The sequence below is a fragment of the Hydrogenophaga sp. 70-12 genome (genome assembly GCF_001897365.1).
GTDB lineage: Bacteria > Pseudomonadota > Gammaproteobacteria > Burkholderiales > Burkholderiaceae_C > Hydrogenophaga > Hydrogenophaga borbori.
This window is the reverse complement of the sequence record NZ_MKSS01000104.1, coordinates 1-16,385: the sequence shown is the minus strand read 5'-3', so window position 1 is coordinate 16,385 and position 16,385 is coordinate 1. Positions and strand designations below refer to the sequence as shown.

The following is a 16,385-nucleotide window of genomic DNA, read 5'->3' as shown; positions in this document are numbered from 1 at the left end:
GGGCCCACGAGCAGCAGGCCGCGCGGAATGCGCCCACCCAGTTTCTGGAATTTCTGCGGGTCCTTCAGGAAGTCGACGACCTCCTTCACCTCTTCCTTGGCCTCGTCGCAGCCAGCAACGTCGGCGAAGGTCACGGTGTTGTTGTTCTCGTCGAGCATGCGCGCCTTGCTCTTGCCGAAGCTGAAGGCACCGCCCTTGCCACCGCCCTGCATCTGCCGCATGAAGTAGATCCAGACGCCGATCAGCAGCAGCATGGGGCCCCAGCTCACGAGCAGGGTCATCAGCAGCGAGCCTTCTTCGCGCGGGCGCACGTCGAACTTGACGTCGTAATTGATGAGGTCGCCGACCAGGCCCCGGTCGAGGTAGGTGGCGGTGGTGCGCACGCGCCGGTCGTCCTGGGTGACGGCCACGATTTCGGTGCCGCCCTGGCCTTCCTGGATGGTGGCGCTCTTGATCTGGCGGGCCTTGACCTGGTCAAGGAACTCGGAGTACCCGATGTACCCCGCGCCTGCGGTCGAACGGCCGTCGAACTGCTTGAAGACCGTGAAGAGCACCATGGCGATGACCATCCACACGGCGATTTTCGAGAACCACTGGTTGTTCAACTGCTGCTCCTGGGTGCGCACGCGCGCATTTGCACGCATATGCAAGGCATTCTAGGACTTTCAAGTCCCCCTGCCGTTCGTCGGTGACGTGGAAATGTCAATGGGCGTCTTGGCTTTGCCCCTCCCGCACCGCCCATTCATCGGACGAACGGGCAATTCAGCCCTTCAGACCCAGGCCAACGAGGAAGGTTTCGGCGGATTTGTCGCGGCTGGCCTTGGGCTTGATCGCCTTGACGACCCGAAAGTTCTGCCGGAACAGGGCCAGCATGGGGTCATAGGCCCCGCCATGGAAGAGCTTGACCACCAGCGCGCCCTCGCGCTTGAGGTGGGCGCGGGCGAAATCCACGGCCAGCTCGATCAGGTGCTCGATGCGGGCGGCATCGGCGTCGGCCACGCCCGAGAGGTTGGGCGCCATGTCCGATACCACCAGGTCGATCTGGGCCAGGCCGCGCTCGGCCAGCGCCGCCTCCAGCTGCGCCAGCACCTCGGCCTCGCGGAAGTCGCCCTGGATGAAGAGCACGTCCTCCACCGGTTCCATGGGCAGCAGGTCGAGGGCGACGATGGTGCCGTTGAGCCTTCCGGCCGCCGCCCCCTGTGGACTGAGGCGGCGGCGCAGGTACTGACTCCAGGCGCCCGGGGCGCTGCCCAGGTCGACCACGGCCATGCCGGGCTTCACGAGGCCCAGGGTTTCGTCGATTTCCTTGAGCTTGTAGGCGGCCCGGGCGCGGTAGCCCTCTTTCTGGGCCAGGCGCACGTAAGGATCGTTCACGTGCTCGTTGAGCCAGGCCTTGTTGACCTTCTTGCTCTGGGTGCGGACCTTGATGCCCATGCGTGCTTGGGGGTGGTAAACGATAATTCTCCCATGCCCTCCATCACCCTCACGCCCGCCCAACGCAAGGTCCACCGCGCCGAGGCCCACCACCTCGACCCCGTGGTCCACATCGGCAACGACGGCCTCACCCCCGCCGTGCGCAAGGAAGCCGATGCCGCGCTCAAGGCGCACGGCCTCATCAAGATCCGCGTGCTCAACGACGACCGCGCCGCGCGCGAGGCCATGCTGGCCGAGCTGGCCGAGGCCCTCGACGCCGCGCCGATCCAGCACATCGGCAAGCTATTGGTGCTTTGGCGCCCCCTGCCCGAAAAAGCCCGCCCCGCCGATGAAGACCGCAAACCCGGTCCGCGCGAAGTGAAGGTGCTCAAGTTCGGCAAGCGCCCCGGCCAGAAACCCGAGGTCAAGGTCGTGAAGGTGCTGGGCAACCAGCGCATCACGCCCGGCGGTCAGGTCAAGCGAGCCAAAGTCCGCAAAAAGAGTGTCAAGAAGAACGCCGGCTGAGCGCCTGCTTGCGCCGACGGCTTGAACTCCCGCCCGCCGCCACCCATCTGAGCCCCCATGAACGTCCGCCAAGACCCCGCCCAGCTCAACCCGCTGCTCGACTTCAGCGGCCTGCCGCGCTTCGACGCCATCACCCCCGATACCGTGGGCCCGGCGATCGACGAGCTGCTGAACCAGGCCAGTGCCGCGCTGGAGGCGGTGACGGCCGCCGGCTTTCCCGCCGACTGGGCCGCCATGGCCGGCACCCTGGACGTGGCGACCGAACGCCTGTCGCGGGCCTGGGGGGCGGTGAGCCACCTCAACAGCGTGGCCGACACCCCGGCGCTGCGCGCCGCCTACAACGCGGCCCTGCCCAAGGTCACCGAGTTCTGGACCCGCCTGGGCGCCGACGAGCGGCTCTACGCCAAATACAAGTCCATGGACCCGGCCTCGCTCACGGCCGAGCAGGCCCAAGCCCACCACAATGCGCTGCGCGGCTTCGTGCTGGGCGGCGCCGAGCTGCAGGGCGCCGCCAAGGAGCGCTTCGCCGCCATCCAGGAACGCGCGGCCGAACTGGCGCAGAAATTCAGCGAGAACGCGCTGGACGCCACCGACGCCTTCGCGCTGTACGTGGACACCAACGAGCTGGCCGGCGTGCCCGAGGACGTGGTGCAGGCCACCGCGGCCGCGGCCCGCGTCGAAGGCCGCACGGACCACAAGCTCAGCCTGAAGATGCCGGTCTACCTGCCGGTGATGCAGTTCGCCCGCTCGGGCGCGCTGCGCGAAAAGCTCTACCGCGCCTACGTCACCCGCGCCAGCGATCAGGCCCCTGCCGAGCTCGCGCGCTTCGACAACACCGCCCTCATGGTCGAATTGCTGGCCCTGCGCCACGAAGAGGCGCGCCTGCTCGGCTACCGCCACTTCGCCGACGTCTCGCTGGTGCCCAAAATGGCCGAGTCGCCCGAGCAGGTGAGCGCTTTCCTGCGCGACCTGGCGACGAAGGCCCGCCCTTTCGCCGAACAAGACCTGGCCGACCTGCGCGCCTTCGCCGCCGATCACCTGGGCATCGCCGACCCCCAGGCCTGGGACTGGCCCTACATCGGCGAAAAGCTCAAGGAGGCGCGCTACGCCTTCAGCGAGCAGGAAGTCAAACCGTACTTCACGGCGCCCAAGGTGCTCGCCGGCCTGTTCCAGATCGTCGAGACGCTGTTCGAGGTGGCCATCCGCCGCGACAGCGCGCCGGTCTGGCATCCGGGCGTGGAGTTCTACCGCATCGAGCGTGGCGGCCAGCTCGTGGGTCAGTTCTACCTGGACCCTGGCGCGCGCACCGGCAAACGCGGCGGCGCCTGGATGGACGACGTGCGCGCCCGGTGGTTGCGCCCCGATTCGCGCGCCCTGCAGACGCCCGTGGCCCACCTGGTCTGCAACTTCGCCGAGGGCGTGGGCGGCAAGCCGGCGCTGCTCACGCACGACGACGCCATCACGCTCTTCCATGAGTTCGGCCACGGCCTGCACCACATGCTCACCCAGGTGAACGAGCGCGACGTCTCGGGCATCAGCGGCGTGGAATGGGACGCCGTGGAACTGCCCAGCCAGTTCATGGAGAACTTCTGCTGGGAGTGGGACGTGCTCAAGCACATGACAGCCCACGTGGACAGCGGTCAGCCGCTGCCGCGCGCCCTGTTCGACAAGATGCTGGCCGCCAAGAACTTCCAAAGCGGCCTGCAGACCCTGCGCCAGGTGGAGTTCGCCCTGTTCGACATGCTGCTGCACAGCGAAACCCCGCCGCCGGCGGACGGTGCGGCCATCCTCACCCTGCTCAACCGCGTGCGCGACGACGTGGCGGTGCTCAAGCCGCCGGCCTACAGCCGCACGCCGCACACCTTCAGCCACATCTTCGCGGGCGGCTACGCGGCCGGCTACTACAGCTACAAGTGGGCCGAGGTGCTGAGCGCCGACGCCTACGCCGCCTTCGAGGAGGCCGCGGCGCAGCAGGGCCGCAGCACCCTGGACGTTGCGACGGGCCGGCGCTACCGTCAGTCGATTCTGGAGGCCGGCGGCAGCCGCCCTGCGATGGAATCGTTCAAGGCCTTCCGCGGCCGCGAGCCATCGATCGACGCCCTGCTGCGGCACCAAGGCATGGTTTGAACCCGCGCGCCGGCCGCCGACAAGCCCAAAGAACCGAGGGACGAAGATGAAGAAGCGCTCCGCTGCCGCCCGTGTCACCACCGCTCTGCTCCTGCTGGCCGCGCTGCCGGCCATGGCCCAGGGCGTCCACCGCATCGTCGGCCCGGACGGCCGCGTCACCTTCTCCGACCAGCCGCCCCCCAGCGCCACGGCGCGCCCGCAACCGGGCGCCAGCGGCAGCGCCCCGGCCACCTCGGTCGGCGGCGGGGGCCAGTTGCCCTACGAACTGCGCCAGATCGCCTCCCGTTACCCCGTCGTGCTCTACACCGGCGACAACTGCGCGCCCTGCAACACGGGCCGCAACCTGCTCAACTCGCGCGGCGTTCCGTACACCGAAAAGACGGTGAACACCGCCGACGATGTGCAGGCCTTGCGCCGCCTCAACAGCGACGCCTCCCTCCCCTTGCTGACCATCGGCGGCCAGAAGCTGCGCGGCTACCTCGAAACGGAGTGGACCCAGTACCTCGACGCCGCGGGTTACCCCAAGCAGTCGGCCCTGCCGTCCAGCTACCGCCGCCCGGCACCCGCACCGCTGGTGGCCGCCACGCCGTTGCCTGGATCGCCCACCCCGGCGGGCGATGCGTCCGCCGACGGCGCCGCCCCTCAGCCCGCGCCGGCCGAGACCCCGGTGCAGCCGCCGGTCACCAACCCAGCCGGCATCCGCTTCTGAACCGCGCTCAGAAGTTCAGCGTCTTCACCCCCGCCGGCGTGCCCAGCAGGCACACGACCGCTTTCTGGTGGGCGAACACGCCCACCGTCACCACCCCCGGCCACTGATTGACCTCGCTCTCGAAGGCGAGCGGGTCGGTGATGCGCAGGCCGGTCACGTCCAGGATGTGCTGGCCGTTGTCGGTCACCAGGGCTTGTCCGTCCTTCAGGCGCACCCGGGCCTGGCCGCCCAGGGCCGCGAACTGGCGCACCAGGCGCGCCGTGGCCATGGGGATCACCTCCACCGGCAGCGGAAACGCGCCCAGGGTCTGCACCAGCTTGGATTCGTCGGCGATGCAGACGAAGCGGCGCGACTGGGCCGCCACGATCTTCTCGCGCGTGAGCGCGGCGCCGCCGCCCTTGACCATGTGGCCGCGCGGGTCGATCTCGTCGGCGCCGTCAATGTAGACCGAGAGCTCGCCGACCTCATTGGCCTCGAGCACCGGGATGCCGATGGCCTTGAGCCGGGCGGTGGAGGCCTCGGAGCTGGACACCGCGCCGGGCACGCGGTCCTTCATGGTGGCCAGGGCCTCGATGAACTTGTTCACCGTGGAGCCCGTGCCCACGCCGACCACCTCACCGGGCGTCACGTAGTGCAGGGCGGCCTGGCCCACCAGCGTTTTGAGTTCGTCCTGGGTCATTTGCGAGAATCCGGGGTTGGTCGAAAAACCGCGGATTATCCGATGTCACTCTTTCCCTACGGCGCGGCGCGCCCCTTCCTGTTCGGTCTGGACCCCGAGGCCACCCACGAACTGACGCTGGGCGCCATCGCCCGCGTGCAGCACTCGCCGCTCACCTGCCTGTACAGCCAGCCGCGCGTGAGCGACCCCTTCACGCTCGCCGGCCTGCAATTTCCCAACCGCGTGGGCCTGGCGGCGGGCCTGGACAAGAACGCGCGCTGCATCGACGGCCTGGCCGCCATGGGCTTTGGCTTCGTGGAGGTTGGCACGGTCACACCCAGGGGCCAACCCGGCAACCCCAAGCCGCGCATGTTCCGCCTTCCCGAGCGCCGGGCCCTGATCAACCGGCTGGGCTTCAACAACGACGGCCTTGACGCCTTCCTGGCCAACGTACAGCGCGCGCGCTTTCGCCGCGACGGCGGCGCCACGCCCATGCGGCTGGGCCTGAACATCGGCAAGAACGCGAGCACGCCGATCGAGCGAGCCACCGAGGACTACCTCACCTGCCTGGACGGCGTCTACCCACACGCCGACTACGTCACCGTCAACATCTCCAGCCCGAACACGCAGAACCTGCGCAGCCTGCAAAGCGACGCCGCGCTGGACGCGCTGCTGGGGGCGGTGATGGAGCGGCGCGAACAGCTGGCGCAGCGGCACCAGCGCCGCATCCCGGTGTTCGTGAAGATCGCGCCCGACCTGGATGAGGCCCAGATCGGCGTCATCGCCGAGACCCTGCGCCGCCACGGCTGCCGCGCCGACGGTCAGGCCAGCGGCGAGCTGGGCGTGATCGCCACCAACACCACGCTGTCGCGCGAGGCCGTGAAGGGCCTGCGCCACGCCGAGGAAGCCGGCGGCCTGTCGGGCGCGCCGGTGCTGGAGGCCAGCAACCGCGTGATCCGCGCCCTGCGCACGGCCCTGGGGGCCTCGTTCCCGATCATCGGCGTGGGCGGCGTGCTGAGCGCGCGCGACGCGCTGAGCAAGATCGAGGCGGGCGCGGACCTGGTGCAGATCTACACCGGCCTGATCTACCAGGGGCCGGCGCTGGTCTACGAATCGGCCCAGGCGATCGCGGCGCTCAGGCGCTGAAGCGGCGCCCGCTCAGTCGGCCAGCAGCTCGCGCACCCGCTCGCCGATCGCCAGGCAACTGGTCAGCCCCGGCGATTCGATGCCGAAGAGGTTGACCAGCCCCGGCAGCCCGTGCTGCGCGGGGCCCTGGATCAGGAAGTCGGCCGCGGGCTCGCCCGGCCCGCTGATCTTGGGCCGCAGGCCGGCGTAGCCCGGCTGCAGCGCGCCGTCGGGCAGCGCCGGCCAGTAGCGGCGCACGGCGGCGTAGAAGCCCTCGCCGCGGGCGGGGTCGACCACCAGGTCGTCGGCGCGGTCCACCCACTGCACGTCAGGCCCGAATTTGGCCTGCCCGCCCAGGTCCATCGTGAGGTGCACGCCCAGGCCGGCCAGGTGCTGGTCGGGCTCGGGCGCGGGATAGATGAGCCGCTGGAACGGCGAACGGCCGGCGAGCGTGAAGTAGCTGCCCTTGGCGTAGCGCGGCGTCGGCACGCTGCCGGGGGGCAGCGCGGCGATGCGGCCGGCCAGCGCGCAGGCGTGCAGGCCGGCGCTGTTGACCACCGTGCGCGCCAGCAGTGGCGTGCCGTCCTCTGACACGATCAGCCAGCCTTCGTCCTGGCGTTGGATCTCGCGCACGCCGCTGTGGCAGACCACCATGCCGCCGTCCGCCTCCAGGTCGCCCTGCAGCGAGAGCATGAGCGCATGGCTGTCGATGATGCCGGTGGACGGCGAGAGCACCGCACCCAGGCACTCCAGCGCAGGCTCCCGTTCACGCGCCGCATCGCGCGAGAGCATCTCCAGGTCGTCCACGCCGTTGGCCGCCGCGCCCGCCACGATGCCCGGCAGCCCCGCCAGCTGCGAAGGCGTGTTCGCCACGATCAGCTTGCCGCAGCGCCGGTGCGCGATGCCGCGCTCGGCCGCATAGGCGTACAGCGCCCGCTTGCCCTGCACGCAGAGCCGGGCCTTGAGCGAGCCCGCCGGGTAGTAGATGCCCGCGTGGATGACCTCGCTGTTGCGCGAGCTGGTGCCGGTGCCGATGGCCGCCTCGCGTTCCAGCACCAGCACCTCGCGGCCGGCCTGCGCCAGCGCGCGCGCCACGGCCAGACCGACCACGCCGGCCCCCACCACCACCGCATCGACGCGCTCGGCCGTCATCGCTGGGTCCTCATCAGTTCGCGCACGCGCGCCGAGGGGATGGCGTAGGCGATTCCCGAGGGCTGGCTCAGCGCCGACTCGCGCGTGCCCTTGATCAGCACCATGTTCATCATGCCCACGACCTCCCCCGTCTCCGGCCGGAACAGCGGCCCACCGCTGTTGCCCGGGTAGGCCACGGCGTCGAGCTGGAAAATGTCGAAGGCGCCTTCGCGCGCGCCACGGATCGCCGGGCCGCGCAGGCGATCGGCGTCCGGGCTCGGCGGCGCCGAGGTCGCGATGCTGGACACCATGGCCCGATGCACCACGTGCGCGTAGCCCAGCACGTTGCCGATGGGAAAGCCCATGAAGGCCAGGTCGTCGCCCTCGCGCACCGCCGAGGAATCGCCCAGCGCCGCCAGCGGACCGGGCGGGCCGTCGATGCTGAGCAACGCGATGTCGCCGTGGCGCTCGGTGCCCAGCACGCGGGCCTGGCGCAGGGACCAGCCGCTCTCGCGCTGCCACACCTGCGCCACCAGCTGCGCGGCCGGCGTGCCGTCCTCCTGGGTGGGCAGCACATGCGCGCAGGTCACCACCTGCGAGGGCCGGCCCGCCAAGAAGCCGCTGCCACGCAGCTGGAAGCGCGGGCTGTCGGTCTCGCGCCAGGTGCCCACCAGCACCACCGAGGGCTTCATGCGCGCCACGGTGTCGGCCAGCGCGGCGCGCGCGGCGCCGGGCACCCCCCACAGCGGCAGGGAGCCGATCAGGCCCAGGCAGTGGCGCCGGTCCATGTCAGTTCTCCGTAGCGCCACGCGGCGCCCGCAGCGCCATCAGCGACTTGCGGGCCAGGTGGCCGGCCAGCAGCCAGGGCGGCATGCGCAGCCAATGCCCGCGCACATACAGGCCGGCGCGGGCCAGCGCGGTCCAGCGATCCGACAGGGAGTGGTGATCGGGGCGCAGCGCGCGCCGGTACATGGCGTCGAGCAGGCGGCCGCGCCAGCCCGGTGCCCAGCGGCGGTGCGCCCGCGCGGCCCAGTCGCGCGCCTCGGGCGGCAGCGGGGTGCGCAGCAGTTCGTCCAGGTACACCAGGGCCTGGGCCAGCGGGCGCTCCCAGTGCAGCGCCGTGGCGCGCGCGGTGAGCGCGGGCCAGAACGCGGGGTCTTGCCCGAACTCGCCCACCAGCAACTCGATGTCCAGCAGGCCGCGGCAGCCCAGCTCCAGCTCGCCTTCGGCATACAGGTGCGCGGCGCTGTGCAACACCATGTCCACGGGGGCCAGCGCGTGCACGCCCGGGTGGCCGGGAATGGGACGGATGTCGCCCAGCATGGCCGAGGGATCGGCCCGCAGCCGACCCGACAGCGGCACCAAGGCGTGGTGCACGTCCAGCACCGTGCCCCGGCGCAGGTGGCGCATGGGCGGCAGCTCGTGCATCCAGGTGCGGTAATAGCGCTGGTCGTAGGCGTTGGTGTTGGTGCTGACCCAGCCGCTGAGCATCAGCGCCGACTCCACCTCGGCCAGGCGCTCGCGCGGCACCAGGATGTCGATGTCCGAGACCATGCGCCCCTCGCCCACGCGCAGGTCCTGCAGCACGTAGGCCGCGCCTTTGAGCAACACCAGCGGCAGACCGGCCTGCCCGAACACGCGCAGCAGCTGCTGCGTCTCGTGCCGCAGCTCCTCGTGCTGGCGCCGCGCCAGCAGTTGCATGGACCGCAGGTGGCGCGCCACCTCGGGCGGCACGTCCGCCCAGCGGCCGGCGGCGTCGATGCGCTCGGCCATGCGGGCCAGCAGATCGGCGCGGCGGCCCTGGCGCACCAGCAGGTCCCACTGGCCCGGCGTGAGCGAGCCCAGCCGCTCGGGCTCGCGCAGCGGCAGCATCAGCAGGTCGAGCGCGGGCAATGTCACGGGACCACCCTCCATGCCACACAACGCGGGGCCGAGCGCTTCGGACGCGGACCGGTGGCGCTCACGCGGCCCTCGCCAGGGAATCGAACCAGGCCGCCGCGTCGTCGAGCTCGCTGTAGCGCAGGTCGAAGGCGTCGCAGCCGTCAACGATGTCGGCCATGCGCTCGAAACCGCGCGGGCCGTGCACGTGGTGGTTGAAGCTGTTCGACGCCAGCTCCACCAGCGTCTGCGGCTTCGGGCGCGGCACGGCGCTCAGGGGCGCGCCCTTCTCGAAGCGCGGAAATACGATCCAGCGCGGCATGGCCGGCAGCGCCGCCTGGCGCAGGCTGGCCTCGTTCACCCGCAGGTGCGCCACCACGCCCTTGAGCGTGTCGTGCGCCAACGGGCCGATCACAGCGTCCGGCATGCGCTCGCGCATCAAGGGAATGGATTGGTTCTTCAGGCTCACGGGTCGCGGCGAGGCGCTGAGCTGCCCGCTCGCCGGATCGATCAGCGCGAGCTCGTCGGACATCAAGCGCCAGCCCTGGTGCATGAGCCAGGCACACAGCGTGCTTTTCCCCGAGCCGGGAGGCGCCGGCAGCAGCACCGCGCGGCCGTCGCGTTCCAGCACGGCGGCGTGCACCGTGAGCCAGTGGTGGCAGTGGCTGGTCACGCACCAGTTCAAGCCCCACTCGAAGAAGGCGAATGCCTCGCCGCGCGCCAGCGGCGTGAACGGCCGCTGGCCGTCGACGTCGAGCTCGCAGCGAAGGCTGGTCCAGCCCAGGCTGGGCAGGACGCTCACATGGAAGTCGCAGAACACGTCTTCGTCACCCGCGTGCTCGTGCAGCGCGTACAGCCGCTCGATGCCTTCGCGCACGATGGGAATGGGGCTGCGCACACGCACGGTGAATGGCGGCACCGACAGCACCAGGCCGCCGTTGTGGAGCCGGGCCGACAGCTCGGCGGGCGTCAGGTCGGCGACGCGCCCGCGGGCTGTCCTCACGCCGGCACCCGCTCGATGAAACCCATGTGCTCGAACTGCGCGAGGTGCTGGCGCACGCCCTCGACGTCCTCGGCTTCAGGGGGGGCTTGCAGCAGATGCCGCGCCAGGGTCTCGGCGTCGGCGGGCCGCCCATCCAGCAGCCGCTCGATGAGCTCCGCCGCCACGGGCGAAATGGCACTGAGGCTGCCGTCCGCGGCGTCGTAGACCACGCCGCCATCGGGCCATCGCCGCAGGTGCAGCGCCTGCGTGCGCCGACAGACCCAGGCGAGCGGATCGCCTGGTGCCAGGGTCACAGAAACGAGGGACCGTAGACCAGGTCGAAGTAGGCCATGGTCTGGCTCAGCGTCCAGGTGGTGCCCGCGAAGGGCTGCCAGACGCCCTGGCCATTCCAGATGGCGCGGCACTGCGCCTGGGTGAGCATCACCCGCGACGGGTCGTTCTGGTACGCCTTGGCCGTGAGAAAGGCGGCGACGACGTGACGGGCCAGCGCGGTATTGCCCTGGTTTCCGCCGGACTCCAGCACCTGCTGCAGGCTCTTGCCGGTGAAGACGCTGGCCGGGTTCTGGGTGAAGCCGGTTTCCGTGGACAGGAACTTGGTGGTGGTCTTGTAGTCGCGCGGCAGGCCGTTGTCGCGGTTCTTCCAGTAGCCGTGCGACTGGCACTCGTAGTCGGTCTTGATCTCGCGCCGAGCGCTCACCTTCATCTGCGCCGCACGCAGCGAGGAGAAAGTCGAGGGCTTGATGCAGGTGTGGTCGCCGCCAGCGAGCACGGTGTTGCTCTTGAGCGCGGCCAGCACGGGCGCGGCGCTGAGGCCCGCCCGAACCAAGTGGCGACGCGAGACCCCGGACTTTTGGGCGCCGGCTTCCCGCACGGCGCCGTCTTCAGATTGGTTCACATCGGACATGGAAAAACTCCTTCGGCCTGACAGCCAAAACCCCACGAGTCTGGCCGCACGTATGCGGGGTATTGTAGATCGATCTGTAGCAAAAAGTAATCGTCTGGACGGCCGGCAGACTCATTGCGCGCCCTTACCTGTTAACACTACCCCCACCGTCTCGAACAGCACCACCAGATCAAGAAAAAGTGAGTGGTTTTTCACGTAATACAGGTCGTATTGAAGCTTCTCAGCGGTGTCTTCCACCGTAGACCCGTACTGGTACCGCACCTGGGCCCAGCCGGTCACACCGGGCTTGACGCTGTGGCGCACCGCGTAGAACGGGATCTCCTGGATCAGCTTGTCGACGAAGAAGCCGCGCTCCGGGCGCGGACCAACCAGGCTCATGTCGCCGTTGAGCACCGAGAAGAGCTGAGGCAGTTCGTCCACGCGCAGTTTGCGGATGACCTTGCCCACGCGGGTGACGCGGCTGTCGCCGGCGGTGGCCCAGCGCGGCACGCCATCCTTCTCGGCGTCGGTGCGCATGCTGCGGAACTTCACCACGTTGAAGGGGCGGTTGTTCAGGCCGATGCGTTCCTGGCGGTACAGGATGGGGCCGGGGCTTTCCAGCTTGATGGCCAGCGCCGCGATCGCCATGATCGGCAGCGAGATCAGGATCAGCACCGACGCGCCCAGGATGTCGAAGAGGCGCTTGATGGTGGTACGCACCACGCCCTGGTTGAAACCGTCGCCGAAGATGAGCCAGCCGGCCGACACGGCCTCCAGCCGGATCTGGCCGAGGTTCTGCTCATAGAAGGCGGCGATGTCGGTGACGCGCACGCCGCCCAGCTTGCAGTCGAGCAATGCCCGCATGGGCATGCTGCCGCCGCGCCGCTCGGTGATGGCCACGACGATCTCGTCGATGCGCCGGCTCTGCACCAGATCCGTCAAGGCCTGCTGGGTGGTGATCACCTTGCCCGCGGGCACCTGCTGCTCCTGTTCGTTGGGGCCGGCCAGGTAGCCGCAGAGTTCGGCGTTGGCCCCGGGCAGTTCCAGCGCCCGGCCCACGGCCAGCGCGCGCGCGCCGGTGCCGAACACCAGCACCCGGCGCCTGGGAATGGCCTTCGGCAGGAACTCCCCCACCAGCACCTGGTACAGCAGCAGCACGGCGGTGACCATCATGATCAGCACCACCGACCAGGTGCGGCCGTAGAAGGCCTGCAGCGGCAGCAGCAGCAGCACCGATACCACCAGGGCCGTGGTCAGGCTGAAGGACACCAGCGAACGCGCCAGCGCCTGACGGGTGGACAGGATGGTGCGGCGGTCGTAGAAGCCCAGGGCGGCATTGATCGCCAGGAAGCCGATGCCCATCAGCAGGCCGCGGGCCGCGCCGCGGCCGATCTGGGCACTGGTGAGGTCCTCGGGCTTGGAGAGGGCGATCAGCGCGCCGACGAAAACGCCGGCGACCAGCGTGACGTCAAGCAACAGCTGGATGAGGGTGTGTCGGTCGAAATAGTGGTTGAAGATCCTGATCACGCGCGGTTCTCCGGGCACGGCAGATCGGTGTCATGTGGGTACTCCCTACCGCATCCTGCCCATTCGTCCGAGGATAGTGGCCACACCATGTCAACACAATCGCTTACATCCTGCTTTTGTGTGAAGTATTTCGCCCGAATGCCAAGCCAAGGCCCAGGGTGATCCACCAGCACCAGGCCACCCGGGGCACTTCGGTCACGCTGATGAGCAGGCCAAGGGCCGCGATGGCGGTCACGCCAGCCAGCCAGGCGCCGGCCAATGGCTCGCGTTCCCGGACCCCGCGCCAGGCGGCGTGCGCCGCCCCGGCCAGCCAGGCCAGCAGTGCCACCAGCACGGCGGCGCCGCGCTCGACCAGCACCTCCAGGTACAGGTTGTCGGCGTGCCAGGGTTCGAAATGCCCCTGGGCAGCGGGCAGCCAGCGCGCGGCCCCCTGCTCGAAGCCGGTGTTGAGCAGGCGCTGGCGGCCCTGGGGATCAAACAGCTCAAGGCGCTCGACCGTCACCGCCATGCCGGGGTTCAGCACCGACAGGCTGAAAAAACCTTCGCGCCAGCCCGCCAGCGGGGCGTCAGGGGCCAGCGAATCGCCGAACAGATCCACCTCGCGCACCACCCGGCCGGTCTCGCCGGCGGCGTCGTCCGCGTGGCGGATGAAACGCCACTGGCAGCGGCGGTCGTAGATCAGGTGGCGTTCGCAGACACTGACCAGCAGCCGCAGACCGGGGTGCGCCTCATAGACCAGGCGCGCGCGGTAGGTGCCGGCCTCGAAGCCGCGCAGGCGCTGCACCACCGCGAAGCGCACGCCGTCCAGCCCTGCACGGTCGGGACCGTGCAGCCGCAGGCGCGTCCCGCCATCGGCCGTCGGCCACTGCACGCGGCCCGGCATCCCTGCGTCGGGGCGCTCGGCCCAGCGCGCCGGCAGGCGGCCGGCGCCGATGCCCAGTGCCAGGTCCGCCATGCCGTCGGCCGCCGAGGCCACGGCGCGCCAATGGCCGAAGCGATCGGTGAAATCCTGGCCCGAGCGCGCCAGCCGCTGTGCGATGGCGGTGGTGCCCAGCAGCACCCAGACCAGTTGGACCAGCACCAGCGACACCACCGCGGCATTGCCCAATCGCGGCGGCGCCCGGTCGCCATCGGATGCCTGCAGCGGCATGAGGCGGTGCAGGGCGGCGGCCAGCAGCGTGCCGATCAGCGCCGCGCCGTACAGGCCGCGCGACTGGGTCGTCAGCACCACGTGGCAAGCCAGCACGAACAGCGCAGCCGCCGCCCACCAGGTCCACGGGCCGCGCGCGCGCAACCACCACCAGGCGGCCAGCGGCAGGCTCAGGGCGAGGTAGGCGTCGATGGCGCCGCCGCCCACGTGCATTTCCCAGAACCAGGCGGTGGTTCGGTAGCCCGACCACAGATCGAACAGGCCGGCGTACAACAAGCGCTCCAGCAGCACCAGCGCGCAGACCGAGGCCAGGCCCATGAGGCAGCCGCGCCACCAGGCCAGGCGCCAGCGCTGCCGCGATCCGGTATCACCGCCGGTCCACAGCGGCAACAGCAGCGCCGCCCAGACCAGCGACTTGCTCGACCGCCAGGCGTTGGCCGGCGACGGGTAGTCCGCGAAGGGAAACGCCGCCCAGGAGGGCCAGGCCCCGCCATCGCCCAGGGCGCGGCCCGCGCCCCAGGCCGCCACCACCAGCAAGGCGACCGACAGCGCGAGCGAGCGCCGGTCCAGCACCGGCCCACCGTCGCGGTGCCGCCAGGCCTGCAGCGCCCAGGCGCCCCAGCCGCCGGCCGCCACGGCCAGCACCATCAGATCGAACTCGTCGAACATGAGCCAGCCCGTGTGCACGGTCTGGCTGGCCCAAGGCAGCACCGCGGGCAGCAGCCACGCGCCCAGAAACGGGCGCCAGGCCGTCAGCGCCATCGCCAGCAGTACCCCTGCGCCCAGGCCCAGCGGCAGGATCGGGTGGGCCGATGCCCCGATCAGGGCGGCGGCGGCGGTGCTCAGGGCAAGGGCGGCGGCCGCCAGCGTCTTCAGGGCTCGAACGGTCATGAAGGCCCAAATGTATCAATCCGAAACCACGGTATCGGCCCCGCCAGGGCTCGAATACCCCCAGGGCCATCGAGACAAACCCCGGGCTTTTTCAGATGGTTTCGATTTCGGCGGAACTCACATTCTGAATCCAGGACGTCATGAATTCGTGAAAAAATCCACGCGCCGCAAAATGCACCCCAAGTGATGGTGCGGCGCCCGCCCTCCCCGCTTCCCAAGAACCTCGGTGACCTTCTGTCGGTGCCGCGTGGCCCGACGCAGAGATTGTTTGACCTGTCATCCATGAACACCTACTTTTTCGAGGTTCAACAGCGCAGGACCATGCTCGCGACGCTCTTTGCCGCCACCTGTCTGGTGGCCGCCTGTGGTGGCGGTGGCGGCAGCGCCGGGCTGGTCAGCGACGCACCGGCCCAGACACCCGGCGGCGTGTCGCCCCCCGGCCCGTCGGAGCCGCCCACCGCGCCGCCGCCCAGCACCCCGCCACCCCCGCCCGCTCCCTCTGCGGGCGCAGCGGGCCTGGCCTGCGCCGCGGGCGCCATCACCTGCGTGGAAGTGACCGCCGGCAGCGCCCAGACCAACCTGCCCATCACCTTCGGCCAGCCCTTCCGCAGCGGCGACCTTTCCACCAGCCAGGGCCTCAGCGCCCAGGACAGTGCCGGCAATACCGTGCCCGTGCAGATGGACGAGGTGTCCACCCATGCCAACGGCTCCGTGCGCTTCGCCGTGCTCAGCGCCACGCTGCCCAGCCTGCCAGCCAATACCCCGCGCCTGATCAACCTCTACCCCGCCGCCAAGAGCAATCCAGCCGTCTCGCTGCCGGCCGCGCCGGCCTGGAACCTGCAGGTCACGGCACGCCTGTCCGACGGCACCACCCTGGTGGCCAACCCGCAACAGCAGTTGCAGCAGCTCATCGCCTCGGGCGCCGGCCGGCGCCTGCACGGCCCGGTGGCCAGCGAGTTCAACGTCGTGGCCCCCATGATCAACCAGGCCACCGGGGCGGCCCACCCGCACCTGGTCGCGCGCCTGCACACCCGCCTGTACAACGGTGGCAGCCGCATCCGCACCGACGTGGTGATGGAGAACAACTGGGCGCTCAAGGCCAATCCCGCCAACCTGAGCTACTCGCTGACCGTCACGGCCAATGGCCAGACGCTGCTGTCGCAGCCCTCATTCACGCACACGCACCATGCGCGCTGGCACAAGGTGGTGTGGAGCGGCGGCGCCGCGCCGAACGTTCGCCTGCGCCACCACATGCCCTACTTCCTGGCCAGCCGCGCCACCTGGAACTACAACCTGGGCCTGAACATTCCCGACAGCGTGCTGCAAAACGAGGCGCGCTCACTGTCGAGCAGCAACACCGGTCCC

General features: G+C 70.1%; 16 protein-coding genes. 5 read left to right on the top strand and 11 right to left on the bottom strand.

What is annotated here, in order from left to right:
• Both BGO22_RS06705 and BGO22_RS06700 read right to left on the bottom strand, forming a co-directional pair.
• On the bottom strand, positions 1–605 hold a 605-nt coding region (locus BGO22_RS06705), incomplete at its 3' end, for an ATP-dependent metallopeptidase FtsH/Yme1/Tma family protein (RefSeq protein WP_286849720.1).
• A 157-nt stretch (positions 606–762) separates the two neighbouring features.
• Complete coding sequence (locus tag BGO22_RS06700) at positions 763–1,428, bottom strand: RlmE family RNA methyltransferase (protein WP_070398248.1); 666 nt, start codon at positions 1,426–1,428, stop codon at positions 763–765.
• Positions 1,429–1,467: 39 nt separating this feature from the next.
• Between BGO22_RS06700 and BGO22_RS06695 the strand changes: the two genes are divergently transcribed.
• From BGO22_RS06695 to BGO22_RS06685, 3 genes are read left to right on the top strand one after another with little or no spacing between them, the layout of a single operon-like run.
• Complete coding sequence (locus BGO22_RS06695; protein WP_070398000.1) at positions 1,468–1,938, top strand: YhbY family RNA-binding protein; 471 nt, start codon at positions 1,468–1,470, stop codon at positions 1,936–1,938.
• A gap of 57 nt (positions 1,939–1,995) precedes the next feature.
• Complete coding sequence (locus tag BGO22_RS06690) at positions 1,996–4,065, top strand: M3 family metallopeptidase (RefSeq protein ID WP_286849717.1); 2,070 nt, start codon at positions 1,996–1,998, stop codon at positions 4,063–4,065.
• Between the two features lie 46 nt (positions 4,066–4,111).
• Entirely contained in the window at positions 4,112–4,774 is a 663-nt protein-coding gene (locus tag BGO22_RS06685) for a glutaredoxin family protein (RefSeq protein WP_070398002.1), read from the top strand.
• Between the two features lie 7 nt (positions 4,775–4,781).
• On the opposite strand, the gene rpiA is transcribed toward BGO22_RS06685, so the two are convergent.
• Positions 4,782–5,453 (bottom strand): ribose-5-phosphate isomerase RpiA, encoded by a 672-nt coding sequence (rpiA, locus tag BGO22_RS06680; protein WP_070398003.1) that lies wholly within the window; start codon positions 5,451–5,453, stop codon positions 4,782–4,784.
• Between the two features lie 42 nt (positions 5,454–5,495).
• Here rpiA and BGO22_RS06675 point away from each other — a divergent pair, with 42 nt between their 5' ends.
• On the top strand, positions 5,496–6,578 hold the full coding sequence (locus tag BGO22_RS06675; RefSeq protein ID WP_070398004.1) for a quinone-dependent dihydroorotate dehydrogenase: 1,083 nt from the start codon (positions 5,496–5,498) through the stop codon (positions 6,576–6,578).
• Positions 6,579–6,590: 12 nt separating this feature from the next.
• On the opposite strand, the gene BGO22_RS06670 is transcribed toward BGO22_RS06675, so the two are convergent.
• The 8 genes from BGO22_RS06670 to BGO22_RS06635 form a co-directional block, all read right to left on the bottom strand.
• Positions 6,591–7,709, bottom strand: coding sequence for an NAD(P)/FAD-dependent oxidoreductase (locus BGO22_RS06670; RefSeq protein WP_070398005.1), 1,119 nt, complete (start codon positions 7,707–7,709; stop codon positions 6,591–6,593).
• Entirely contained in the window at positions 7,706–8,476 is a 771-nt protein-coding gene (locus tag BGO22_RS06665) for a S1C family serine protease (RefSeq protein WP_070398006.1), read from the bottom strand. Before BGO22_RS06665 ends, BGO22_RS06670 begins: the two co-directional genes overlap by 4 nt.
• Position 8,477: 1 nt before the next feature.
• Positions 8,478–9,587 carry a nucleotidyltransferase domain-containing protein gene (locus BGO22_RS06660; protein ID WP_070398007.1) on the bottom strand — a complete coding sequence of 370 codons (1,110 nt, stop codon included), beginning with the start codon at positions 9,585–9,587 and terminating at the stop codon, positions 8,478–8,480.
• Positions 9,588–9,648: 61 nt separating this feature from the next.
• Positions 9,649–10,569 carry an HprK-related kinase A gene (locus tag BGO22_RS06655; protein ID WP_083292919.1) on the bottom strand — a complete coding sequence of 307 codons (921 nt, stop codon included), beginning with the start codon at positions 10,567–10,569 and terminating at the stop codon, positions 9,649–9,651.
• Positions 10,566–10,862 (bottom strand): HPr-rel-A system PqqD family peptide chaperone, encoded by a 297-nt coding sequence (locus BGO22_RS06650; protein ID WP_139146952.1) that lies wholly within the window; start codon positions 10,860–10,862, stop codon positions 10,566–10,568. The genes BGO22_RS06655 and BGO22_RS06650 overlap by 4 nt, the downstream gene beginning before the upstream one ends.
• On the bottom strand, positions 10,859–11,473 hold the full coding sequence (locus BGO22_RS06645) for a hypothetical protein (protein ID WP_070398008.1): 615 nt from the start codon (positions 11,471–11,473) through the stop codon (positions 10,859–10,861). Before BGO22_RS06645 ends, BGO22_RS06650 begins: the two co-directional genes overlap by 4 nt.
• A gap of 111 nt (positions 11,474–11,584) precedes the next feature.
• A complete protein-coding gene (locus tag BGO22_RS06640; protein ID WP_070398009.1) occupies positions 11,585–12,979 on the bottom strand; it encodes a TIGR03013 family XrtA/PEP-CTERM system glycosyltransferase in 1,395 nt (464 codons plus the stop codon).
• 103 nt (positions 12,980–13,082) lie between these two features.
• Positions 13,083–15,020, bottom strand: coding sequence for a hypothetical protein (locus tag BGO22_RS06635; RefSeq protein ID WP_070398010.1), 1,938 nt, complete (start codon positions 15,018–15,020; stop codon positions 13,083–13,085).
• A gap of 282 nt (positions 15,021–15,302) precedes the next feature.
• Here BGO22_RS06635 and BGO22_RS06630 point away from each other — a divergent pair.
• The coding region (locus BGO22_RS06630; RefSeq protein ID WP_502686435.1) for an RIFT barrel domain-containing protein at positions 15,303–16,385 on the top strand (1,083 nt) is incomplete at its 3' end.

Coding starts and splice junctions, on each gene's coding strand:
- BGO22_RS06695 (WP_070398000.1), top strand. CDS start 1,468: ATGCCCTCCATCACCCTCACGCCCGCCCAACGCAAGGTCCACCGCGCC.
- BGO22_RS06690 (WP_286849717.1), top strand. CDS start 1,996: ATGAACGTCCGCCAAGACCCCGCCCAGCTCAACCCGCTGCTCGACTTC.
- BGO22_RS06685 (WP_070398002.1), top strand. CDS start 4,112: ATGAAGAAGCGCTCCGCTGCCGCCCGTGTCACCACCGCTCTGCTCCTG.
- rpiA (WP_070398003.1), bottom strand. CDS start 5,453: ATGACCCAGGACGAACTCAAAACGCTGGTGGGCCAGGCCGCCCTGCAC.
- BGO22_RS06675 (WP_070398004.1), top strand. CDS start 5,496: ATGTCACTCTTTCCCTACGGCGCGGCGCGCCCCTTCCTGTTCGGTCTG.
- BGO22_RS06670 (WP_070398005.1), bottom strand. CDS start 7,709: ATGACGGCCGAGCGCGTCGATGCGGTGGTGGTGGGGGCCGGCGTGGTC.
- BGO22_RS06665 (WP_070398006.1), bottom strand. CDS start 8,476: ATGGACCGGCGCCACTGCCTGGGCCTGATCGGCTCCCTGCCGCTGTGG.
- BGO22_RS06645 (WP_070398008.1), bottom strand. CDS start 11,473: ATGTCCGATGTGAACCAATCTGAAGACGGCGCCGTGCGGGAAGCCGGC.
- BGO22_RS06635 (WP_070398010.1), bottom strand. CDS start 15,020: ATGACCGTTCGAGCCCTGAAGACGCTGGCGGCCGCCGCCCTTGCCCTG.